Raw genomic sequence first — 22776 nt, forward strand, 5'->3', positions numbered from 1 at the left:
TCAGGCTCCTCGCCCACGGGCCGGTGCGAGGCCCGCGCCGAGCGCGGCGAGCAGCCACAGCGGCAGGAAGTACTGCTCGGTGACGAACGCCGCCGCAGCGGCCGTTCCGAGCAGCCCCACGCACACCGCGGCCCCGAGCGTGTCGCCGGTACGCCCCCAGCGCGACCTCGCGCCGGCGTACGCCGCGACGAGGATCGCGAGGAACGCGGCGAGGCCAACGAGCCCGGTCTCGCTCGAGATCTCCAGGTAGGTGTTGTGGGCGACGCTGAGGTGGTGGTTGATGTCGCGCGGCAGGGAGTCGGCGTAGTCGCGGTGCTGCAGGCTGAACGAGCCCGGGCCGAGACCCAGCACGGGGCTCTCGAGCGTCATGGCGGAGGCCGACTGCCACAGGTCGAGGCGCTCGGAGATGTTCTGGCCGGCGACGTGGCCCTTCTGGTCCAGGCTGGTGTCCACCAGCTGCGGGAACGCGGCGAGCACGACCAGGAGCCCGGCCCCGAGCAGGGCCGCGAACCCGAGGGCCAGCCGCAGCCGCACGAGCCCCATCAGCAGTGCGGCGAGAAGCATCACCGCGACGCCCACCAGGGCACCGCGCGACAGGGTGCCCAGGAGCGCCAGGAGCACCAGCCCCGCGGCGAGGTCGTAGGTCCACGCGCGACGCGCGGTGCGGCGCAGCGCGAACGCCAGCGGGAGGGCCGCGAGCAGGAAGAAGGCGAGGTCGTTGGGGTCCTCGATCGGACCGCCCACCCGCCGGTCCGCGCCCAGGACGTAGACGAGCACGCCGCAGACGGAGGCGAGGGTGCAGGACACGACGTAGACCCGAGCCACACGGGCCGGCGCCAGGCCGCCGCGCATGCAGTCGGTGAGGACGGCGAGCACGGCGAGGAACCCGGCGTAGCGCAGCAGGATGTCGAGCCCGGTGCGCCCGTTGGCGTGCAGCACCGTCGCGGCGAGCAGCACGCCCACGAAGACCAGGGCGCAGACCAGCACGGGGCCGAGACCCGAGCTGTGCCGGAGACCCGCACAGCGCCGCAGCAGCCACGAGCACACCAGCACGGCCGCCAGCCCCTTCACGGCGCGGGGGTCGACGAGGGTCAGGTAGTCCTCGAACACGGCCGTGCCGACGACCGCCAGTGCGGCCCAGTCGACGCGCAGCAGCAGGGTGACCACGACCCCGAGCAGCAGCAGCCCGACCAGCGCCTCGCGCGGCGCGAACCCGGCGGCCAGGCCCAGCACCACCGCAGCGATGAGTGCGGGGACGACCACCGGGCGGCCACGGCCCGTGGGGGGCGCGGCGAGGCTCACCACGGCGGCCGCCGGCGCCGCCAGCTGTCGAGCGGGCGCAGCGCCGTGTAGGCACCGTCCAGCATCGGGCGCAGGTCACGAGGGTCGTGCGGCACGAAGGAGCGACGCAGCGAGAGCAGCGGGGTCGCGGGCGGGTTCGCGCCCCGGTCCACCGTGACGCCGATCGTGTAGCCCGCCTCGCCGGCGGCCCGGCGTACGTCGGGGTCCCAGCCACCGGTGGGGTACGCCACGGAGGTCACCCGGCGACCCAGCAGCTGCTCGAGCGCCTCCTTGGAGTCCACCAGCTCGCGCCGCTGCTCCCGCGGGCTCAGCCGCGGCAGCCACGGGTGGCTGACGGTGTGCGAGCCGACGTCCAGGCCGTCCTCGGCGGCGGCCACCAGCGCCGCCGCGGTGACCCGTCGGTGCCCCTCGTGCTCGGGCCGGCCGAGGTCCCAAGCGAACCGGCGCTCGCCGGGCAGGTAGCCGGAGACCGCGAAGAGGGTGGCGGGCAGGCCCCGCTCGCGAAGCAGCGGCCAGGCGGTCTCCACGACGCTGGCGTAGCCGTCGTCGAACGTCAGCGCCACGGCCCGCTCCGGCAGCCTGCCGGAGCGCAGCCGGTCCACGGCGTCGTCCAGCGGCAGCACGACCGCGCCCCAGGCAGCCAGCTCGTCGAGGTGCCGGCGGAACGCCGCCACCGGCGTGGCCAGCCCGTCGCCCGAGTCGTCGACCCGGTGCCAGCCCACCAGGCTGAGCGGCGGCGTACGGCGCAGCCGGTGGGTGGCGGCCGCCACCGGGTGGAGCACCGTGGCCAGCGCGCGGACCCCGGGCCTCATGCCGGTCTCCGCAGGAGCCGGCCGGCCTCGCGCAGGTTGTCCCGGTCCAGGAGCCACACGGGCAGGGCGAACGCGAGCACGCCGATCGTCCCCACCACGAGCAGGTGGGTGAGGGACGGCTCGGCGACCGGGAACAGCCGGCGCACGGCCAGCACCACGGCGGTCATGGCGAGGACGCCGGTGGCGGCGGGCCGCAGCGACCACGCGAGCCCGCGCAGCGAGAAGCCGGTGACGAACACCCGGGCGAGCACCAGGGCGACCAGCGCCACCACGCTCGCCGCGAGGACCTGCCCGACGGCGACCGCGGTGATGCCGTGGTCGACCACGGCCAGCACGATCGCGAGCAGGAGCAGCAGGTGCGTGAGGCGCAGGCACATCGAGACGGCGGGGCGTCCGGCGGCGTTGAGCGAGGTCTGCACGAGCTGGCCGACGCTCAGCAGGGCGGCGTACAGGGCGAGCCAGCCGACCACCGGCACGCCGTCGGCCCACTTGTCGCCGAGCAGCACGAGGTGGTCGGCGAAGACCGCGAGGCCCACGCACAGGGGCGCGATCAGCGTGAGGGTCACCGTCATCACCACGGTGGCCGACCGGCCGAGGTCCCGCCCACGCATCCGGCACAGGTACGGGAACGCGGCACCGGTGATGACCACGACGATCATCAGGTACGGCATGAAGGCCAGCCGGAAGCCGAGGGAGTACTGCCCCAGGGCGACCGCGCCGAGCACCCGGGCCACGACCAGGTAGTCGACGTTGAGCTGCACCAGCTCGAGCAGGTTGGCGCCGGCGTACGGCCCGCCGTACGACAGCAGGCCGCGCGCGTCCTCCCGGTCCCAGCCGGGCAGCACGGGCGGGTGCACCACCCAGGCCAGCACCAGGGTGAGCACGCCCTGGACGACCTGCCCGACGACCAGGGCCATGACGCCGCTGCCCTGCATCACCATGGCGATCGCCACGGTGGCGCCCACGACCGAGGAGACCGTGTCGGGGATGATCCGGCGCAGGAACTCCAGTCGCCGCCGGAGGAGCTCGTTGGTCACCGAGGCGACCGCGAGGAAGGGCAGCGTGACCGTCAGCCCCCGGATCACCGCTGCTCCCCCGTCCTCGGCACGCAACGCGGAGGCCAGCCAGGGCGCGGACACCCACAGTGCGGCGGCGAGCACCGCGCCCAGCCCGGCTCCGATGGTCACCGCGGTGCGGGCAGCGCGCAGCACGTCGCCGCGCCAGTAGACCAGCGCGCTGGCGGTGCCCAGGCTGGTGACCTGGAGCGAGAAGTTGGCGACGAGCGTGCCGAGCGCCACCAGGCCGAGGGCCGAGGGGGCGAGCAGCGCCGCCAGCGTCAGCAGCACGATCGTCTGGGCGCCCTTGACCACGATGCCGTTGGTCGCCAGCCAGAGCGCCCCGCGGGCGGTGCGCCCCGCCTGGTCCGCGGCGGGCGGAGCCGGCGGCGGGGGCGACGCCTCCAGTGCCTGCGTGACGGCGGAGAGGTGGCGGGCGAGCGTCTCCTCGCCCAGGTCGTGCAGGGAGCGGTTGCGCAGGTAGAGGACCACGGCCGCGAGAGCCAGGGAGCGCCGCATCGGTCGCTCCCAGTCCGACCAGCGGCGTCCCGCGACGAGGGTGTCGGCGACCGGCCCGACCTCGTCGACGAGCGACAGGATCTCCTCGGTCGGCAGCCGGCTCGGGTCGCCGGCGGCGCGCAGCGCCGGCATCAGCAGGCCGTCCATGCCCTGAGGGGCGTCGGGCGAGGCGTTGTCCCAGTCGATGACGACGCTGGTGTCACCGTCGACGAGCACGTTGCCGGGCCACAGGTCGCCGTGGCACCACGTGGTCGGGAGTCCGCCCTCGAGCGCACGCAGCTCGTCGGCCCACCGTCGCCGGTCGGCCGCCGGCACCACCTCCGCCGCCGCGCACCATGCCTCGGCCCACCCGGGCCCGGTGGACCCGGTGATCCGGCCCGCCAGCACCGAGGCCACGTCGTCGGCGACCCGCCACTGCTGGTCGGGGCTCGGCCAGGGCCAGGACGGGGCCGCGCGTCGCCGCGGCCTCCACTCGGTGGCGCCCCACGGGCGCCCCCGCGTGCGCCCGCGTGCCAGGACCGGGGGCAGGTACGGCGCCAGGTCGGGGACGTCCTCGAGCACCCGAGCCGCCCGGTCGCCGTCGCGGTCGGGGTCGGTCAGCGAGAGCCGTACGGCCACGTCGCCGGCGTCGCCGCGGACGCGGAGGACCGCGTGACCGGCGGTCGTGACCCCGACCAGGCGGCCGGGCTCGCCGGTCAGCTGCCCCAGATCCGCGACGACCTCCTCGGCCAGGCTCGGGAGACTGGGCCCGCTGAGCTGCAGTCGGGGCGCGGTGGCCGGGCGGCCCACGGCGAGGGCCACCCTGCGGCGCAGCCACGGGACCGGCCCGCTGGGGACGTTGACCGGCCAGCCGCGCCGCCACAGCATCTCGGGGCTCTCGGCGCTCGGATGCACGACGTACTCGCCGTCCTCGCCCAGCGTCGCGAGCACCCCCTCGGGCGCCAGCAGCGGGCGGAGCGTCTCGACGTCATGGCTGCGCGCGTCGACGAGCACCAGCCCGGCCGATCCGGCCGGCGGCGCAGGCGCCCCGGTTGACCAGCCCGGCGGCAGGACCGTCGCCGCCGGGAACGCGGCGAGGAGGTGGGGAGCGAGGACGTCGGTGACGGCGAGGACCACCGGCCCGGGCGGGTCGGCCGGCAGCAGCACGGCGAAGCCCGCGAGCCGGTCTCCCACGGTCCAGTGCGGCGCCGGGGCCGCGGCCCTTACAGTGGGCGCGCCGGGGGTGCCCCCGGCGGCGTACGGACTCAGGGGGGCCGATGCACCGACGCTTCGCGATGCTGCTCGTCGCGTCACTGGGCGGTCTCCTGGTGCTCACGGGCTGTTCGGACCTGAGCGCCCAGCTCTCGGGCGAGCAGTCCTCCGAGCCGGTGAACGAGGCGGCCGCGCCGCCTCCCCCGCTCGTGACGGAGTCGTGGGGCACCGTCGACGGGCTGCTCTCGGTCCTCGTGCGCAACCCCTCCCGGCGGACCCTGCGCTACGCGGCGGCCACCGTCACGGCGCGTGACGCGAGCGGGGTGAGCGTCGCGTCGTCGAGGGGCGAGGCGGAGCCGCGCGACTGCTGCGTGGTCACCGACCTGCCCCCGGGCGCGACGTTCGGCCTGTACGTCGACGTCGGGACCGACGTCGAGTCGGTCCAGGACGTCGAGGTCGCCTTCCGCGACGTGGCGTGGCGGGCCCCCTCCCCCACGAAGCCGCCCCCGATGGAGGCGACGGCGATCCGCCTGGCCGCAGGGGCCAGCGGCGCAGTGGTCCTCGCCGACGTCGCGACCCCCGGTGGGGCCGTCGACGAGGCGGTCCTCCAGGCCCACCTCGTGGACGCCCACGGCGAGTTCCTCGCCGTGGTCTCCGGTCGCTGGGCCTGCTTCGCGGCAGGCGGAAGCCGCCGCATCGAGATGCAGCTCTTCCACCCCGTGCCCCCGGGGACCGAGGTCGCGTCGGTGCTCGCCTACCCCGTGCTCTCCCCGGCGCGGCCCGCACCGGGGTGTACCGGCTGATCGCCTCAGGCTCGACACGTTCAGCTGGACGTCTGCCGGAACAGCCAGCCGAGCGGGCGTGCCGCCGGCTCGTCACTCGCGTCCTGGCGGTAGCTCACGCGCGACGTCGGGCCGCCCTCGTGCTCCCCTGAGTTCTGGGCCGACTGCTGGGCCGGCTCCTGGGCCGGCCCTGGCGCCGACGGCTCGACCTCGGCCAGCGTCTTGCCCGGCACCGGCGGCTGATCCGCCACGGCTGGCGCGGCGGCCGTTGTGGGGCCAGCCGGCTCAGCCGGGCCAGCCGGGTCGGGCCGCTCGGAGGTCCCGGAGCTCTCGGGCGCCGGCTCGGCTCGGACCTGCTCGAGGGTCTTGGCCAAGGCGTCGACGGAGCGCAGCGCTCCCTCGAGATGGGCGCCGAACTCGCGCACACTGCCCTCGATGCCGACCAGGACGGACTCCAGGCGCCCTCGCACCAGGTCCGCCTCGTCGCGGGCCACGCCCACGATGCCCTCGGCGCGCTGCTCTGCCTCCCCCAGCAGCTCCACCGACAGGGCCTGGGCCTCGGCGACGAGCTGGTCGGCCTCGGCGGCCGCCTCGCGCTTGAGCCGGCCGGCCTCCGCCAGGAGTGCGTCGACATCGCGCAGACCGCGGATGTTCTCGCGCAGCGACTGGGCGCGCTCGGCGGCGGTGCTGCTGTCGTCGGCCGCGGACGGCGCGGTGATGGACGGTTGTTCGGTCATGCGGTGTTCCCCCCAAAGGCGAGTCCGGAGGCTGCGGTGGCGGCTCGGACTCGTGCTTGTGTTGCCGGTGGCCTCGTGGGCCGGTCCCGCCCACGTGGGGCGGCTGTCGAAGGCTGCCTCACGCGGCAGCGTCGTGATCTAGGCTCCTTCCGTGTCGACGTCGGGCGAGGTCTCGTGGATCGAGGTCGGAGCGCTCGATGAGCACGCCATGGCCTGGGACGCCCTGGTGTCGCGCCAGCCGCTCGCCTCGCCGTTCCTGCGCAGCTTCTGGCTGGGCTGTGTGACGGACCCGGCCGCAAGCACCTTCCTGCTGATGCTCCAGGACGGTGAGCTGCTCGGCGGAGTGCCGCTGGCGCGCGACCGACTGGTGGGCATCGACCGCTACCGGTTCGCGGGGCAGGGCGTCCTGTGCCCCGACCATCTCGACCTGGTCGCGGTGCCCGGTCGCGAGCCCGAGGTCCAGCGCGGGCTGCGGCACTGGTTCGACCGACCCGGGCAGCGGCTGCTGGACCTGGTCGGACTGGCCCCGGACGCGCGCCTGGCGGCGGCCCTGCCGGGCACGCCGCAGGCCGTCGACCTGGCGCCGTACCAGCCGCTGCCGGAGCCTGGCCAGGACTATCTCGCGTCGCGTTCGTCGAACTTCCGTCGTGCGACTCGCAAGGCCGAGCGGCGGCTCGGCGAGGCCGGCTACGTCCACACCCGCGTCGCCGCGGCGGGCGTGCCGGACGCGCTCGCAGAGCTGCACCGACTGCACGGGACCCGGGACGGTCGCGGCCCCTTGCTGGAGCTCCTGCCCACGCTCACCGGCGCCTTCGCCGAGGGCGTCGCATGCGGCGAGGCCCGGGTGGACCTGCTGGCCTCGCCGGAGGAGGTGGTCGCCGTGTCGCTGGCGTTCACCGCCGACCGACGGCTGAGCCTGTACCAGGTGGCGCGGTCGACCGACCGCGCACACGGCAGCGCCGCGACCGTGCTGCTCCACCGCGTCATCGCCGACGCGGTCGAGGCCGGCTTCACCGAGCTCGACCTGCTCCGGGGGGCGGAGGAGTACAAGTCGTCGTACGCCGACCAGGCGCGGCCGGTGCTGCGGCTGCGGGTCGGTCACGGAGTGCTCGCTCACGGTCTCGTCGGGCTCTGGGCCCTGGCGTTCAGTGCGAGCCACCGGCTGCGGCTCCTGAGAGACCGAGCCGACGCTTCGCGCCGCCGTAGCCCTTCATGAACGCGATCTTGGCGCCGTCGCGCACCGGCGACCGCCCGTAGGGGGGCGGGTCGATCCCGAGCCGCTGCACCTTGGTGTTGAACGCCTGGACGAGGGACTCGCGCTCGTTGTCGTCGTTGAAGAACGTCACCGTCATGGACAGCGACGTGTCGTCGTAGTTGGTGATCCAGTGCGGCGTGTACGGCGGGATGTAGCAGCCGTCGCCGGGGCCGATCTCGTACTCGGCAGTGACCTCGGGCAGGGTGGAGAACCGGCCGAAGTCGCCGCGCCAGTAGGACCGGACGTGGCTCTCGCGCTGCTCCTCGTCGGCGAACCGGCCGAAGCCCAGCAGCCGGGTGCCCTCGAGCTGCATGCAGAAGCTGTGCTCGATGTCGAAGTGCGCCGCGGTCACCGCGTGGGGCGAGCTCGCGAAGAGGAACCCCATCCGGCGCCGCAGGCTGGCGGTGGAAAGGCCCGACGTCGCGGCCAGGCCGTCGAGGATGTCGTCGACGAGCCGGCGGTAGCGATCCACCTGCTGGATGTGCAGCAGCGTGAACCAGGAGCTGTTGGTGGCGATGTCGCGGATCTGGGCGGCGACATCGCCCACCGCCACGGCCACCCCGGCGGCGGCACCGGCCGCGAGCGGCTTGTCGCCGACCTCCGCGGAGACCGAGGCGGGTGGCAGCTCGGCACTGAGCTGCGCGATCGCGTCGAGGGTGAGCAAGGGGTGGCCCACCAGGCCGTGACGGAACCGCGTGGGCTCGCGCGCCGCGAGCCGCTGCTGGAAGTCGCGGCCGACCTGCGGCCCGAAGGCATGGATAGGCGTCGTGCTCATGGTTCCCCCCAACGTGCTGATGAGGGCCCCCCAGCCCCTGGCAAACGGGCGAACCAAAGTTCCCCCGAGAGTCCCATACCCGTACGACGGACTCTTACTCCTGTTCAACACCCCGGAAGTGCGAGAGTTATGGCGCGCCGCTGTGATCTAGGTCACTTCTTGCCGGACTTTTCCCCGGAGGGCGCGTTGGAGAGAGCCGCGATGAACGCCTCCTGGGGGACCTCGACGCGGCCCACCATCTTCATCCGCTTCTTGCCCTCCTTCTGCTTCTCGAGCAGCTTGCGCTTGCGGGTGATGTCGCCGCCGTAGCACTTGGCGAGCACGTCCTTGCGGATCGCGCGGATGTTCTCGCGGGCGATGACCCGGGCGCCGATGGCGGCCTGGATCGGCACCTCGAACTGCTGGCGTGGGATGAGCTCCTTGAGCTTGCCCGCCAGCATGACGCCGTAGGAGTAGGCGGCGTCCTTGTGCACGATCGCGGAGAAGGCGTCGACGGGCTCGCCCTGCAGCAGGATGTCGACCTTGACGAGGTCGGCGGCCTGGTCGCCGGCGCGCTCGTAGTCGAGCGAGGCGTAGCCCTTGGTGCGCGACTTCAGCTGGTCGAAGAAGTCGAACACGATCTCGCCCATGGGCAGCGTGTAGCGCATCTCGACGCGGTCCTCGGAGAGGTAGTCCATCCCCAGCAGGTTGCCGCGCTTGGACTGGCACAGCTCCATGATCGTGCCGATGAAGTCGGACGGGCTCAGGATCGTGGCACGTACGACGGGCTCGCGCACCTCGGCGATCTTGCCGTCGGGGTACTCGCTGGGGTTGGTCACCTCGATGACCTTGCCGTCCTCCATGACGACCTCGTAGACCACGTTGGGTGCGGTCGAGATGAGGTCGAGGTTGAACTCCCGCTCGAGGCGCTCGCGCACGATCTCCATGTGCAGCAGCCCGAGGAAGCCGCAGCGGAAGCCGAAGCCCAGTGCGCCCGAGGTCTCGGGCTCGTAGGCCAGCGCGGCGTCGTTGAGCTGCAGGCGCTCCAGGGCGTCGCGCAGGGTCGGGTAGTCGTCGCCGTCGATGGGGTAGAGCCCGGAGTAGACCATCGGGTTGGGGTGCTTGTAGCCGCCCAGGGGCTCGCTCGCGCCGTGATGTTGGCTGGTGACGGTGTCGCCGACGCGCGACTGCCGCACGTCCTTCACCCCGGTGATGAGGTAGCCGACCTCGCCGACCCCCAGGTCGGTCGACTTCACGGGCTCGGGGCTGATGACGCCGACCTCGAGCATCTCGTGCACCACGCCGTTGGACATCATCTTGATCCGGTCGCGGTGGCTGAGCTTGCCGTCGACCACGCGGACGTAGGTGACGACGCCGCGGTAGGTGTCGTAGACGGAGTCGAAGATCAGCGCGCGAGGCGGGGCCGCGGGGTCGCCCACGGGGGCCGGAGTCTGCCGGACGATCTCGTTGAGGAGCGCCTCGACGCCCAGCCCGGTCTTGGCCGAGGTCCGCAGCACGTCGGCGGGGTCGCATCCGATGATGCCGGCGAGCTCGGCGGCGTACTTCTCCGGCTGCGCCGAGGGCAGGTCGATCTTGTTGAGCACCGGGATGATGTGCAGGTCGGCACCGAGGGCGAGGTAGAGGTTGGCCAGCGTCTGCGCCTCGATGCCCTGGGCGGCGTCGACCAGCAGGACCGCCGCCTCGCAGGCCTCGAGCGAGCGCGACACCTCGTAGGTGAAGTCGACGTGGCCGGGGGTGTCGATCATGTTGAGCACGTAGGTGCCCGGCTCGGCGCCCTGCTCGTTGTCGGCCGGAACAGTCCAGGGCATCCGGACCGCCTGGCTCTTGATCGTGATGCCGCGCTCGCGCTCGATGTCCATGCGGTCGAGGTACTGCGCACGGGCGGCGCGGGCGTCGACCACGCCCGTGAGCTGCAGCATCCTGTCGGCGAGCGTGGACTTGCCGTGGTCGATGTGCGCGATGATGCAGAAGTTGCGCAGGATCGCAGGGTCGGTGTGGCCCGGAGCGGGCGCGGCGGAGGGCTTGGACACGATGCCCGATCCTCCCACGCGGATGGGCGGCAGCGAGAATCCGATGCCGGTGCCGGAGGATGGCCGACGTGATCCCGTCCCCGATCCCCCACGGCCGGACCGCCCGACGCCTCGAGTGGGCCCACCTGCCGCCTCACGCACGAGCCCTGGTGGAGCGGCGCTGCGGCTCCCCCGTCGTCGACGCCCGCTCGCAGGGGGCCGGCTTCACGCCGGGGTTCGCGTCGGTGCTGACCTGCGAGGACGGCTCGCGACACTTCGTCAAGGCCGCCTCGGCCAAGGCCCAGCGGATGTTCGCGCACTCCTACCGCGAGGAGGCGCGCAAGCTGGCCGCGCTGCCGCCGGCCACCCCTGCCCCGCGGCTGCTGTGGGTGCACGACGCCGACGACTGGGTCGTCCTCGGGCTGGAGCACGTCGAGGCCCGCAACCCGCGCCGGCCCTGGCGTGCCACCGACCTCCAGGCGGCGGTGGCGATGCTGGCGCGGACCGCCGAGGTCCTCACCCCGGCCCCGGGTCCGCTCTCGCACGAGCGTTTCGAGGTCGAGTTCGCGGAGTTCCCCGGCTTCTGGGACCACGTCCGGACCACCCGTCCCGACCTGCCGCACCTGGAGGAGGCGGCCGCGCTCGCGGCCCGCTTCGCCGAGGTGACGGCCGGCGACACCCTGGTCCACACCGACGTGCGCGACGACAACATCCTGGTGGGCCCGGACGGCTCGGCCGTGCTGTGCGACTGGAACTGGCCGGTCGTGGGCGCCGCCTGGCTCGACACCGTGTTCCTCATGATCGGCCCTCGCGGGGACGGCCTGGACGTCGACGCCGCCCTGGCCGCGGCCCCGCTGACCGCCGAGGTGCCCGCAGAGCACGTGGACATCGTGCTGGCGCTGCTGGCGGCGTACTTCCTGCGGCAGGGCGACGAGCCGGTCCCGCCGTCCTCGCCGTACCTGCGCGAGGCACAGCGCTGGCAGGGCGAGGTCGTGTGGGAATGGCTGTGCGAGCGGCGCGGCTGGTGATCGTCGCGGGTGATTTGGGCGGCCGGGCGGCCCGCTGCTAATCTTGTCCGTCGCGTGTCCGGCAGCAGCCTGCGCCGACCGCAACCACGACCTGAGACAGCATCCACCCGGAGACGAAGGCGCACCCTGTGGCGAACATCAAGAGCCAGATCAAGCGGAACAAGCAGAACGAGAAGCGTCACGAGCGCAACAAGGCGGTCAAGAGCAACCTCAAGACCGCCGTGCGCAAGTTCCGCGAGGCCGCCGAGGCCGGTGACAAGGACCAGGCGATCGCCCTGAGCCGCGACGCCGCCCGCAAGCTGGACAAGGCCGCCTCCAAGGGCGTCATCCACAAGAACCAGGCCGCGAACCGCAAGTCGTCGCTCTTCAAGAAGGCCGCCTCGCTCTGACCTGAGCCCAGCGACTGCGCCGACCCGCCCGACAACCTCGGGCGGGTCTGCTGCATTTCGGGCTCAGTGCTGGTCGCGCAGCGCGGTGACCGTGAGGACCAGCCGCTCCAGGGTGTAGGACGGGTCGCTCGCCGCCCCCTTGATGTCGGCGTCGGCCTTGGCCACCGCGCGGATCACCCGGGACAACCCGGCGTCGGACCAGCCGCGGGACTGCTCGCGGATCGAGCGGAGCTTCCACGGGGGCACGCCGACCTCACGGGCGAGGTCGGCCTCGCGCATGCCGCGCACGGCGCCCTGGTAGCGGGCCAGCCCGCGGGCGCTGCCGGCGAACGCCGAGGTGACGAGCACCGCCGCCGTGCCTCCGTCCAGCGCCCAGCGGAGCTCCTCCAGAGCGGCCTGGCGCCTGCCGGAGAACGCCGCGTCGGCGACCGCGAACGACTTGGCCTCCGCGCGGCCACCGAAGTACTGCTTGACCCGCTCGACCGTCAGGCTCTGGCCCAGGAAGTCGTTGGTGAGCTGGTGGGCCGCGGCCGCGAGCGAGCGCAGGTCGTGGCCGACGGCGGTCACCAGGAACGACGCCGCCTCCTGGTCGATCGTCGACCCGTGGCGGCGGACCTCGGCGGCGACGAATCCCGCGAACTCCGAGGGCCGGAGCTCGTCGGACTTGGACTCGCTGACGCCCTTCAGCTTGCGCAGCTTGGTGAGTACGCCGGAGCCCTTCTGCCCGCCGCCGTGGGCGAGCACCAGGGCGACGTCGTCGGCCGGTGCCGCGGCATAGCCCAGCAGTCCCTCGACCGACTCCTCGGGCAGGTGCTCGAGGTTGCGCACGACCACGCAGCGCACGGTGGAGAACAGCGACGGCGCCGAGAGCTCCCCCAGCGTGCCGAGAGTGAGGTCGGAGGCCATCGTCTCGGAGAGCTCGGCCTCCGCGTCGTGGGCGCGCACGGTCTCGCGCACCGCGGAGATCGTGCGCTCGTTGAGGAACTCCTCCTTGCCGGTCACGAGGGTGACCCGACCCAGGACGTCACCGGCGCGCATGGCGTCAGCCTGCCACAGCCCACCGACACCGGACACGGGCGGTCAGCGGGTGACGGTCGACACCTCGCCGCCGTCGGCGACGACCAGCACGTCGCCGTCGAGGTCGGTGCGCAGGACGCGGGCGCCGGCGTCGACCAGGGCATCCAGGACACTGCCCGCCGGGTGTCCGTAGTCGTTGCCGGCGCCGACCGACACCAGCGCGACCTCGGCCTCCAGGGAGGTCAGCAGACCCAGGTCCTGGTAGCGGCTGCCGTGGTGCGGGACCTTGAGCACGTCGACGTCAAGACCCGCCAGCACCGGGGCCAGCTCCGACTGGCCCTCCGGCTCGAGGTCGCCGGTCAGCAGCACGCGCACGCCGCGTACCTCGGCCAGCAGCACCACGCTCGCGTCGTTGGCCCGGCTGCCGTCGCCCACGCCGACCTCCGCGAGCCCCGGCGGCGGCCAGAGGACCTGCAGCGTGACCGCGCCCACGGTGCGCGTCCCGGCGTACGGCGCGATCAGCGGCGCCAGCCCCGACTCCCCCGCCACCTCGCCGACCTGCTCGGCCCCGGACGGGGGGTCCGGGGTCGAGCTGGTCTCGACGGCGCCGACCCGTCGCCCGGCCAGCACCCCGGCCAGGCCGTCCACGTGGTCGGCGTGGAAGTGGGTCAGCACCACCAGCGGCACCTCCTCGATCCCCAGCCGGTCCAGGCAGCCGTCGACGGCGTCCGCGTCCGGCCCGGCGTCGACCACGACCCCCTCGCCGGGGCCCGCACGCAGCACGAGCGCGTCGCCCTGCCCGACGTCGCACATCGCGAGCACCCAGCCCGGCGCCGGCCAGCCCGGGGTGGGCAGGCGCACCAGGACGACCGCGAGCAGCAGGGCGAACACCCCGGCCCCCCTCGCCGGACGGCGCAGGAGCCAGGGCAGAGCCAGGGCGAGCGCGGCGCACACGGAGCAGAGCAGAGCGAGGGTGACGACGCCGGCGCCCCAGTCGATGGCGGCCCCCGGCAGGTCGGCACCCCGGCGCGCCACGGCAACCACCCAGGCCACGCACCAGGCCGCGCCGGTGCCGAAGAGGCGGCCAGCCGGGGGCAGCAGCAGCCCCACCAGGCCACCGGCCAGCCCCAGCACCGTCGCCGGCCCCACCATCGGCGCCACCGCGAGGTTGGCCACCACGGCGACCAGGCTGACCTGACCGGACAGCGCCGCCACGACCGGCGTACACGCCAGCTGCGCCGCCGCCGGGACCGCGACCGCCTCGGCCGCCCACCGCGGCAGCCACCCGCTCATCGCGTCGCGCCACCCGGGGGCGAGCACGACGATGCCGGCAGTCGCCAGCACGGACAGGGCGAAGCCGGCGGAGAGCGCCAGCCCGGGCTGGACCAGCAGCAGCACCACCACCGCCACTCCCAGCGCTCGGAAGGCGCGCTGCCGGCCGTCGACACCCAGTGCCAGGAGCCCCACCGCGCCCATGACCGCCGCGCGGAGCACGCTCGGCTCGGTGCGGGCGAGCAGGACGAAGCCGACGATCCCGGCCGCCCCCACGACGTGCAGCCACCGGCCACGGACCCCGCACCACCGGGCCAGCAGCATCAAGAAGCCGACGACGAGCGTCAGGTTCGTGCCGGACACCGCGGTCAGGTGCGTCAGCCCCGTCGTACGGAAGTCCGCGGCGAGGTCGGGATCGAGGCCGGCGTCGTCGCCGTCCACAAGCGCGGGGACCAGCGCCCGCTGGTCGTCGGGCCGGTGGGCCACCGCCTCTCGGATCGAGGCCCGCACGGCGCCGGCCGCCCGCCACCACACGTCCGGGGGCGCGCGCATCACCGGGTCGCGCGCCGAGGTGAGGACGCCGGCCAGGTCGGCTCCGTCGGCCGGGACGAGCAGTCCCGACGTCGTGACCGAGGAGCCGAGCGGGGCGTGGCGCCACGACTCGCCGCCGATCACGAGCACCGGGGTGGCCAGCCGGAAGCTGCGCCCGCGGCCCGTGACCTCGCGGACCTCGAGGCGCACGAGCACCTGCTCCCCGAAGCCTCCGGCCAGGGGCCGGGGATCCGACGTCACGGTGCCCGTGATGCTGGCCGCGGCGCGCTGCCGGGCCAGGTCGCCGACCGGGTTCTCGGCCACTGCCTCGTGACGCAGCAGCGTGCCTCCCGCCACGGCCGCCGCCACGAGGGTCAGCGCCAGCACCGTGGCCGACGCGCGCCGGACGGCGAGGAGCACGAGCGCCGCGAGCGCCGCGAGCAGCAGCCAGACCCACGCCCCGAGGAGGTGGGCACCGATGCCGGCCAGCCAGCCGGCCGCCCCGAGCGCCGGCATCCGCAGGTCGTGCCGGCCGCGCGGATCCGGCCGCACCTCCCCGTCGTCCACGTCAGATGGTCACGTACGGCGCGATCCGCGCCAGCGTGGCGTCCCCGATGCCGTCGACCTCGAGCAGCTCCTCCACCGAGGAGAAGCCGCCGTGCTCGTCGCGCCAGGCGAGGATGGCCTGGGCGGTCACCGGACCGACCTCGGGCAGGGTCTCCAGCTCGGCCTGGCCAGCCGCGTTGAGGCTGACCAGCGGTGGGGCGGCGCCCCCAGGCGCGGGCGTCGGCAGCGACGCAGAGCCGCCGCTCGCCGCCGCTGCTCCCACGAGGACCTGCTCACCGTCGACCAGCGGGCGCGCCAGGTTGAGCGAGGTCAGGTCGACCCCCGGCCGCGCTCCCCCGGCGGCCTCGATCGCGTCGACCACCCGGGCCCCCGCGTCGAGCACCTGGATGCCGGGGCGGCGTACCTTGCCGGCGACGTCGACGGTCAGCCTCGCGGCCGGGGCCACGGTCGCTGCGGGCGAGGCGGGGGACGGCTCGGGTACGGCCACCAGGGCGCCCGTCGCCGCGGACGCCAGCGGCCGAGCCGTCGATGCGGGGTCGGCCCGCCCGCGCACGACCCACCAGGCGGTCGCCGCCAGGCCCACCGCGACCAGCACGGCCACCACCGTCACCTGGGCCGGCCCCAGCAGCACCCGGCCCCGGAGCGGGTCGGGCAGGGCGCCGGCGACCACCCGTCGGCGACGCGCCGCGTGGCGGCCCGGCACCGGGACCGCCGGTGGCGGGGCCGACTCGGCCTCCTGCCCCCTCGCGGGCGGTGGTCGGTGCGAGGGCTGGTGCGAGGGCTGGTGCGAGGGCTGGTGGTGCGGGGCCTGGTCCTGGGGCGGGAGCGGCACGACGCTCAGCGGGCGGCGGGCAGGAGGGACGCGGGTGTGCCCCTCCCACCACTCGCCGCCCGCGGCGGGGTCGACCGCCCCGGTGACCTGCTCGGTGGTCTCCGGGGCGGCCGCCCGGTCCTCGGTGCGAGACACGGCCAGCTCCGCGCTCAGCTGGGCCAACCGGCGCGCGACCGCCTCGTCGTGCTCGTGCTGGGCTCGTCGGGTACGCATGAGGGCGACGTTAGGCAGGCCGGAGGACATCGGGCCGAGGCCGCCGAGGCGCCTGTGGACAGGCCCCGACGAGCGACGTACCTGTGGACGGCCGCCGGCTCGCGGCGACGCCAGCCCGGGCGGCACCCCACCCGATCGAAGCGGACCGACCCGAGCGCTTCTGGGCCGGAACCTGCGCTTCTGGGCCGTTGTTCTGCCCCGGAAGCGCAGGGTTATCAGCAGATGCTGATAACCCTGCCGCTACCGCCGAGGCGACACGCAGACCGCGATCATCCCCGGCCCGACGTGCGCGCCGAGGACCGCACCGAGCTCGCCGCACCAGGGCTCGCGTCCCTCGAGGTTGCCGGCGAGCCGGTCGGTGAGGCGCTCGGCAAGGACGCCGGCACGGTCGGGGTTGGCGAGGTGGGCCACGCACAGGTCGATCGACGCACTGCCGGCGGCCTCGACGGCCAGCTCCTCGAGGCGGGCGAGCGCGCGGGCGCTGGTACGGACCTTCTCCAGGGAGGCGACCACCCCGTCCTCGATCTGCAGCAGCGGCTTGACGGCGAGCGCCCCGCCGAAGAGCGCCGAGGCGGTGCCGATGCGGCCGCCCCGGCGCAGGTACTCCAGCGTGTCGACGTAGAAGAGCGAGCGGGACGCGTCGGCGCGGCGACGCGCGGCCTCCGCGGCCGCCTCGACCGAGGCGCCCTGCCCGATGGCGTCGGCGGCCGCGAGGGCGGCGTACCCGGTGGCCACGCCGACCTGCCGGCTGTCGACGCACTCGACGCGCACCGGCGCGTCGCGCGCGGCGAGCTGCGCGGACTCGAAGGTGCCGCTCATGTCGCCGGAGATGTGCACGGACACGATCTGCTTGGCCCCGGCGAGGGCCGCCCGCTCGTAGGCGTCCAGCATCGCCGCGGGCGCGGGCCGCGAGGTGCTCACCGGCTTGAACTCGCGCAGGGCCTGCGCGACCTTGTCCGGCGTCGCCTCCTGGGAGCCCTCGTCGAAGGAGCGCGCGCCGATCACCACCTGCAGCGGGACCACGAGGATCCCGCGCTGCGCCGCCACCTCCGCAGGGAGCGTGGCGGTCGAGTCCGTGACGACGGCGACCGACATGAGCCGAACAGTAGCGACCCCGGCTCAGACGACGATGTTGACCAGCTTGGGGGCGCGCACGATCACCTTGCGGATCTCCCGCCCGTCCACCGCCCGCTGTACGCCCTCGTCGGCCAGGGCCAGCGACTCCAGGTCGGCCGCGGAGATGTCCGGCGCCACCTCCAGGCGGCCGCGGACCTTGCCCTGCACCTGCACGACGGCCGTGACCGACTCCTCCACCAGCAGTGCCTCGTCGACGACCGGCCAGCCGGCGCGCGCCACGGTCGGCTGGTGGCCCAGCCGCTCCCACATCTCCTCGGCGGTGTACGGCGCCACCAGCGACAGCAGGATCGCCACCGCCTCCACGGCCTCGCGCACCGCCGGGTCGGCGCCGCCGGGGCCCGAGTCGATGGCCTTGCGGGTCGCGTTGACCAGCTCCATGGTGCGGGCCACCATCACGTTGAACCGGTGGATCTCGACCAGGTTCTCGGCCTCATGGAGCGTGCGGTGGGTCAGCCGCCGCAGCGCCACGTCGCCGCCGGCCGGGTCGGTCCCGGGCTCGCTCGAGACGTCGCCGCTCAGGCGCCAGGCGCGCTGCAGGAACCGCAGCGACCCACCCGGCGACACGTCCGCCCAGTCGATGTTGTCCTCGGGCGGGCTCGCGAAGACCAGCGTCAGACGCACCGCGTCGACCCCGAACTCCGCCAGCTGGTCGCCCAGGCTGACGCCGTTGCCCAACGACTTGCTCATCTTGCGGCCGTTGTTGATGACCTTGCCCTGGGAGAGGTACGCCGAGAACGGCTCGTCCCAGTCGACCATGCCCATGTCGCGCAGGGCCTTGGTGAAGAAGCGGGCGTAGAGCAGGTGCAGCACCGCGTGCTCGTCGCCGCCGACGTAGAGGTCGACCGGTCCCCACGCGTTGGCCAGGCCGGTGTCGAAGGGCTGCGTGTCGTCGTGCGGCGAGACGTAGCGCAGGAAGTACCACGACGAGTCGACGAACGTGTCCATGGTGTCGGTGTCGCGCGTCGCCGGGCCGCCGCAGGTCGGGCAGGTGACGTTGACCCACTCGGTGGCCGCACCCAGCGGCGAGGTGCCCTTGGGCTTCAGGTCAGCGCCGCGCAGCTCCGGCAGCTCGACCGGCAGCTGGTCGTCGGGCACGGCGACCTCGCCGTCCACCGGGCAGTGGATGATCGGGATCGGGGCGCCCCAGTAGCGCTGCCGCGAGAGCAGCCAGTCGCGCAGCCGGAAGTTGACGGTGCCGCGGCCCAGGCCCTTGCGCTCCAGGTAGGCGATGGTGGTCGACTTCGCCTCGTCGACGCCCATGCCGGACAGGTCGATCTCCTCGTTGGCCGAGTTGATGGCGGGGCCGTCGCCGGTGAACGCCATGGTGTCGTGGCCCTCCCAGTCTGCGGGCGGCTCGACGGTGCGGATGATCGGCAGGTCGAAGGCCTGGGCGAAGTCCCAGTCGCGCTGGTCCTGACCGGGCACGGCCATGATCGCGCCGGTGCCGTAGTCGGCCAGCACGTAGTCGGAGGCGTAGACCGGGATCCGGGCCCCGGTCAGCGGGTTGGTGGCGTGGACGCCCAGGAAGACGCCGGTCTTGGGCCGGTCGGTGGCCAGCCGGTTGATCTCGGTCTCCTTGCGGACCTCGACCAGGTAGTCCTCCAGCGCGGGGCGCTGCTCGTCGGTGACCAGCTCGGAGGCCAGCGCCGCGTCGGCGGCGACGACCATGAACGTGGCTCCGAACAGCGTGTCGGGCCGGGTCGTGTAGACGGTCAGCGGCTCCTCGCGGCCCTCGATCACGAAGTCGACGTGCGCGCCCTCGGAGCGACCGATCCAGTTGCGCTGGGAGTTGACGACCTTGTCCGACCAGGTCGGCTGCAGGTCGTCCAGGCAGTCCAGCAGCTCCTGGGCGTACGCCGTCGTGCGGAAGTACCACTGCGTCAGCTCGCGCTTGGTCACCTCCGCGCCGCAGCGCTCGCACGCGCCGTCGACGACCTGCTCGTTGGCCAGCACGGTCTGGTCGTTGGGGCACCAGTTGACCCAGCTGTTCTTGCGGTAGGCCAGGCCCTTCTCGTGGAAGCGCAGGAACAGCCACTGCGTCCAGCGGTAGTACTCCGGGTCGGAGGTGTTGAAGCGCCGCGACCAGTCGAAGCTCACGCCGTAGCGCTGGAAGGACTCCAGCTGCGTGGCGATGTTGCCGTAGGTGTAGTCAGCCGGGTGCGCGTCGTTGCGGATGGCGGCGTTCTCGGCGGGCAGGCCGAAGGAGTCCCAGCCCATCGGGTTCAGGACCTCGTAGCCCTTCTGCCACCAGTAGCGCGCGATCACGTCGTGCAGCGCCGTGACCTCCGCGTGGCCCATGTGCAGGTCACCACTGGGGTAGGGGAACATCGTCAGCGCGTACTTCTTCTCGCGCGGCGAGTCGTCGTGCGCGCGGAACGGGTCCAGCTCCTCCCAGACCGGCTGCCACTTGCGCTCGGTGGCGGCGACGTCGTACGTCGCGGTCTCGTCGTGCTGCTGCTCGCTCATCGGTGTCTCTCTCCGCTGTCGGTGCGTGCTGGCTGCTGCCCTGGGGCACAAAAAAGCCCCTCAGTCACGAGGGGCAGCCGCGTCGGTGCGTGGATGAACGACGCGGCTAGGTAAGAAGCAGGTTCCTGCACATGCCTCCAGCCTACCCGAAACGGCGTGCCCTAAAGTCGCCGCCATGACCGTGAGCGACATGTTCAGGCTGGACGGCAAGGTGGCCGTGGTGACGGGCGCCTCGAGCGGGCTCGGGGTGGCCTTCGCCCAGGGGTTGGCCGAGGCCGGCGCCGACGTGGCGCTGGGGGCGCGCCGCGCCGACCGGCTCGCCGAGACCGCCGCCCTGGTCGAGACCGCCGGGCGCCGCGCGCTCGCCGTCGCCACGGACGTCGCCGACCCCGACTCGTGCACCCGCCTGGTGGCCCTGGCCATGGAGGAGTTCGGCCGGGTCGACATCCTCGTCAACAACGCGGGGATCGGCACCGCCGCGCCCGCCACCCGCGAGGAGCCCGACGAGTTCCGCCGCGTGATCGACGTCAACCTCAACGGCTGCTACTGGATGGCCCAGGCGTGCGGCCGCGTGATGCAGCCCGGGTCCAGCATCATCAACATCTCCTCGGTGCTCGGCCTGACCACCGCGGGGCTCCCCCAGGCGGCGTACGCCGCGTCGAAGGCCGGCCTGATCGGCCTCACCCGTGACCTGGCCCAGCAGTGGACCGGCCGCAAGGGCATCCGGGTCAACGCGATCGCCCCCGGCTTCTTCGACTCCGAGATGACCGAGCAGTACCCGCCCGGCTACCTCGAGTCCCAGGCCCCGCGCCTGATCGCCGGCCGCAAGGGAGATCCCGCTGAGCTCGCCGCGACCGTCGTCTTCCTCGCCTCCGACGCCGCCGGCTACATCACCGGCCAGACGCTCCCGGTCGACGGCGGCATGACGATTACGTGATCACAGCCGCGCCAGCGGATGCGATCGTCGGCGGTCGAGCAGCGACCACGACCGAGCCTGTGAGGTCGTGACGGAGCGTGTCGAGACCCCGGTGAGCCGAATGCCGACCCGGACTGTCCGCGCGCACATGTCACGTCACGGTCACCCACGCTCCACCCTGGCGCCCGAGGCCGGCCGCCCACGGAGGAGACCTTTCGCTCGACATCGACGAAAGGACACACCGTGCCGCGCACATCTACCTCCCTGATCGCGACGGGGGCCCTGACCGGCCTCCTCGCGATCGGCGCCCTCGCAACCTCCGCCGCCGGCCCCGCGCCCGAGGCCGGCTCCGAGCAGGACCGCTCGGCGCAGCTCGCGGCGAGGATCGACCCGGCCGAGCCGAAGAGCGTCATCCTGCTCATCGGCGACGGCATGGACGACTCCATGATCACCGCCGCCCGCGACTACGCCCGGGGCGCCGACGGCCGCTTCGCCCTCGACAGCCTTCCCTTCACCGGCGCCATGACGACCCACGGCCTCAAGGTCGGTCCCGGACCGGACTACCCCATCGCCTACGTCTCGGACTCCGCCCCCACGGCCAGCGGCTGGTCGACGGGCAGGAAGACCGTCGACGGGCGGCTCTCCCAGGGCCCCAGCACCGCGGCCACCATCCCCGGCGAGGACTACCGGACCGTCCTGGAGCAGTTCCAGGAGGCCGGCAAGCTGACCGGTGACATCACCACCTCCGAGATCACCGACGCCACGCCGGCGGCGGCCGCGGCCCACATCAACGCCCGCGCCTGCAAGGGCCCGACGGACATGGCGAGCTGCCTGCCGGCGAAGAAGTCCAACGGCGGCAAGGGCTCGATCGCCGAGCAGCTGGTCGACCACGAGGTCGACGTCCTCCTCGGCGGCGGCATGAGCAGCTACACCCAGCCCACCGACGCCGGGGGCGGCGAGACGGTCCTGTCGTACGCGCAGCGGGAGCACGGCTACCGCGTGCTCCAGGACGAGCGCGACCTCGCCTCCGTGACCTCCTTGGAGGACGGGCCCGTGCTGGGTCTCTTCGCGCCGGTGAACCTGACACCGATGAACGACCCGCTCGTCGCCACGCCGCCTCCGGGCGCGGGAGGCGCGACCACCGAGTGCACACCGGCCGACCGTGGCGACCAGCCTGACCTGTCGACCATGACGCAGAAGGCGATCGAGCTGCTGGACAACCCCGAGGGGTTCTTCCTGCAGGCCGAGAGCGCGATGATCGACAAGCAGGAGCACGCCACCGACATCTGCGGCGCGATCGGCGACCTGGTCGAGCTGGACGAGGCCGTCCAGGTCGCGCTGGACTACCAGGCCGAGCACCCGGACACGCTGATCATCGTCACCGGTGACCACGCGCACTCCACCCAGATCGTCGGTGGCAGCGGCGACGGCAAGCTGACCGCCACCCTGAGGACCGCCGACGGCGACCCGCTGACGGTGGCCTACTCGACCTCCGACACCGGCTCGGACCACACCGGCGCCCAGATCCGCGTCGCGGCCTCCGGTCCCCAGGCGGCCAACGTCACCGGCGTGATCGACCAGACCGATCTCTACGCGACGATGCTCGGCCGCACCCCCAGCACCCTCCCGGGCCCCGGGCAGCCGCAGCCCCTGGCCCCCCAGGCGGCCGTCGCGTCGGCCCCCACAGTGTCTCGGGGCGTCCTGCGCCGAGCCGGTCTCCCGGTCTCGGTGGCCGCCGCCGGCGCGACCAAGGTGACCGTGCAGCTGCTCAACAAGGGCAGGGTCCTGGCGTCCCGCAAGGTCGGACGCGAGGGCGGCGACGTACGCCTGCGGACGAGGCGGACCGTCACCGGCCAGCTCGTGGTCAAGGTCGTGGCCACCGGCCCGGGCGGCAGCGACGTCGCCACCCGCAGGGTCCGCATCACCCGCTGATGCCGATCCCCCGCTGACCCGTCACAAACTTTCTGACGG

The 22776-nt window shown here is 73.7% G+C and carries 17 protein-coding genes; 6 read left to right on the forward strand and 11 right to left on the reverse strand.

Annotated features, from left to right (window positions below):
* The 3 genes from LQ940_RS14095 to LQ940_RS14105 are packed head-to-tail and all read right to left on the reverse strand — an operon-like array spanning nucleotide 1 to nucleotide 4861.
* The gene (locus tag LQ940_RS14095; protein ID WP_231243993.1) at nucleotides 1-1305 is read right to left on the reverse strand and encodes an O-antigen ligase family protein; all 1305 of its coding nucleotides are present in this window, start codon (nucleotides 1303-1305) and stop codon (nucleotides 1-3) included.
* Nucleotides 1299-2114 carry a polysaccharide deacetylase family protein gene (locus LQ940_RS14100; RefSeq protein WP_231243992.1) on the reverse strand — a complete coding sequence of 272 codons (816 nt, stop codon included), beginning with the start codon at nucleotides 2112-2114 and terminating at the stop codon, nucleotides 1299-1301. Before LQ940_RS14100 ends, LQ940_RS14095 begins: the two co-directional genes overlap by 7 nt.
* A complete protein-coding gene (locus LQ940_RS14105) occupies nucleotides 2111-4861 on the reverse strand; it encodes an oligosaccharide flippase family protein (RefSeq protein WP_231243991.1) in 2751 nt (916 codons plus the stop codon). The genes LQ940_RS14100 and LQ940_RS14105 overlap by 4 nt, the downstream gene beginning before the upstream one ends.
* Nucleotides 4862-4944: 83 nt before the next feature.
* Between LQ940_RS14105 and LQ940_RS14110 the strand changes: the two genes are divergently transcribed.
* Nucleotides 4945-5682, forward strand: a complete 738-nt coding sequence (locus LQ940_RS14110) for a hypothetical protein (protein ID WP_231243990.1) — start codon at nucleotides 4945-4947, stop codon at nucleotides 5680-5682.
* 20 nt (nucleotides 5683-5702) lie between these two features.
* On the opposite strand, the gene LQ940_RS14115 is transcribed toward LQ940_RS14110, so the two are convergent.
* Nucleotides 5703-6398: a hypothetical protein gene (locus tag LQ940_RS14115; RefSeq protein ID WP_231243989.1), complete on the reverse strand. Its 696-nt coding sequence runs from the start codon at nucleotides 6396-6398 to the stop codon at nucleotides 5703-5705.
* 151 nt (nucleotides 6399-6549) lie between these two features.
* On the opposite strand from LQ940_RS14115, the gene LQ940_RS14120 reads away from it, so the two are divergent.
* Nucleotides 6550-7614: a GNAT family N-acetyltransferase gene (locus LQ940_RS14120; protein WP_231243988.1), complete on the forward strand. Its 1065-nt coding sequence runs from the start codon at nucleotides 6550-6552 to the stop codon at nucleotides 7612-7614.
* On the opposite strand, the gene LQ940_RS14125 is transcribed toward LQ940_RS14120, so the two are convergent.
* A complete protein-coding gene (locus LQ940_RS14125) occupies nucleotides 7544-8428 on the reverse strand; it encodes a JmjC domain-containing protein (RefSeq protein ID WP_231243987.1) in 885 nt (294 codons plus the stop codon). The genes LQ940_RS14120 and LQ940_RS14125 overlap by 71 nt on opposite strands.
* Nucleotides 8429-8580: 152 nt before the next feature.
* Complete coding sequence (gene lepA / locus LQ940_RS14130; RefSeq protein WP_374229535.1) at nucleotides 8581-10458, reverse strand: translation elongation factor 4; 1878 nt, start codon at nucleotides 10456-10458, stop codon at nucleotides 8581-8583.
* 68 nt (nucleotides 10459-10526) lie between these two features.
* Between lepA and LQ940_RS14135 the strand changes: the two genes are divergently transcribed.
* A complete protein-coding gene (locus tag LQ940_RS14135; protein ID WP_374229534.1) occupies nucleotides 10527-11465 on the forward strand; it encodes a hypothetical protein in 939 nt (312 codons plus the stop codon).
* Between the two features lie 128 nt (nucleotides 11466-11593).
* Nucleotides 11594-11854, forward strand: coding sequence for a 30S ribosomal protein S20 (gene rpsT, locus LQ940_RS14140; RefSeq protein ID WP_231243985.1), 261 nt, complete (start codon nucleotides 11594-11596; stop codon nucleotides 11852-11854).
* A gap of 63 nt (nucleotides 11855-11917) precedes the next feature.
* Here rpsT and holA read toward each other — a convergent pair whose 3' ends face one another.
* From holA to leuS, 5 genes are all read right to left on the reverse strand, one after another.
* The gene (holA, locus tag LQ940_RS14145; protein WP_231243984.1) at nucleotides 11918-12892 is read right to left on the reverse strand and encodes a DNA polymerase III subunit delta; all 975 of its coding nucleotides are present in this window, start codon (nucleotides 12890-12892) and stop codon (nucleotides 11918-11920) included.
* Between the two features lie 42 nt (nucleotides 12893-12934).
* Nucleotides 12935-15241 carry a ComEC/Rec2 family competence protein gene (locus LQ940_RS14150; RefSeq protein WP_231243983.1) on the reverse strand — a complete coding sequence of 769 codons (2307 nt, stop codon included), beginning with the start codon at nucleotides 15239-15241 and terminating at the stop codon, nucleotides 12935-12937.
* A gap of 1 nt (nucleotide 15242) precedes the next feature.
* The gene (locus LQ940_RS14155) at nucleotides 15243-16286 is read right to left on the reverse strand and encodes a helix-hairpin-helix domain-containing protein (RefSeq protein WP_231243982.1); all 1044 of its coding nucleotides are present in this window, start codon (nucleotides 16284-16286) and stop codon (nucleotides 15243-15245) included.
* Nucleotides 16287-16526: 240 nt separating this feature from the next.
* On the reverse strand, nucleotides 16527-17381 hold the full coding sequence (locus LQ940_RS14160) for a DegV family protein (RefSeq protein WP_231243981.1): 855 nt from the start codon (nucleotides 17379-17381) through the stop codon (nucleotides 16527-16529).
* A 24-nt stretch (nucleotides 17382-17405) separates the two neighbouring features.
* Entirely contained in the window at nucleotides 17406-19889 is a 2484-nt protein-coding gene (leuS, locus tag LQ940_RS14165; RefSeq protein ID WP_231243980.1) for a leucine--tRNA ligase, read from the reverse strand.
* A gap of 175 nt (nucleotides 19890-20064) precedes the next feature.
* Between leuS and LQ940_RS14170 the strand changes: the two genes are divergently transcribed.
* Nucleotides 20065-20826 (forward strand): SDR family NAD(P)-dependent oxidoreductase, encoded by a 762-nt coding sequence (locus LQ940_RS14170; protein ID WP_231243979.1) that lies wholly within the window; start codon nucleotides 20065-20067, stop codon nucleotides 20824-20826.
* Between the two features lie 222 nt (nucleotides 20827-21048).
* A complete protein-coding gene (locus LQ940_RS14175) occupies nucleotides 21049-22737 on the forward strand; it encodes an alkaline phosphatase (protein ID WP_231243978.1) in 1689 nt (562 codons plus the stop codon).
* The last annotated feature ends 39 nt before the right edge of the window (nucleotides 22738-22776 follow it).

Source organism: Nocardioides sp. cx-173 (assembly GCF_021117365.1).
Lineage (GTDB): Bacteria > Actinomycetota > Actinomycetes > Propionibacteriales > Nocardioidaceae > Nocardioides.

What these genes read in the sequence shown, in the direction of transcription:
- LQ940_RS14155 (WP_231243982.1), bottom strand. Translation starts at nt 16,286, where the DNA reads ATGCGTACCCGACGAGCCCAGCACGAGCACGACGAGGCGGTCGCGCGC.
- LQ940_RS14110 (WP_231243990.1), top strand. Translation starts at nt 4,945, where the DNA reads ATGCACCGACGCTTCGCGATGCTGCTCGTCGCGTCACTGGGCGGTCTC.
- LQ940_RS14125 (WP_231243987.1), bottom strand. Translation starts at nt 8,428, where the DNA reads ATGAGCACGACGCCTATCCATGCCTTCGGGCCGCAGGTCGGCCGCGAC.
- LQ940_RS14115 (WP_231243989.1), bottom strand. Translation starts at nt 6,398, where the DNA reads ATGACCGAACAACCGTCCATCACCGCGCCGTCCGCGGCCGACGACAGC.
- LQ940_RS14170 (WP_231243979.1), top strand. Translation starts at nt 20,065, where the DNA reads ATGACCGTGAGCGACATGTTCAGGCTGGACGGCAAGGTGGCCGTGGTG.
- LQ940_RS14160 (WP_231243981.1), bottom strand. Translation starts at nt 17,381, where the DNA reads ATGTCGGTCGCCGTCGTCACGGACTCGACCGCCACGCTCCCTGCGGAG.
- holA (WP_231243984.1), bottom strand. Translation starts at nt 12,892, where the DNA reads ATGCGCGCCGGTGACGTCCTGGGTCGGGTCACCCTCGTGACCGGCAAG.
- leuS (WP_231243980.1), bottom strand. Translation starts at nt 19,889, where the DNA reads ATGAGCGAGCAGCAGCACGACGAGACCGCGACGTACGACGTCGCCGCC.
- LQ940_RS14100 (WP_231243992.1), bottom strand. Translation starts at nt 2,114, where the DNA reads ATGAGGCCCGGGGTCCGCGCGCTGGCCACGGTGCTCCACCCGGTGGCG.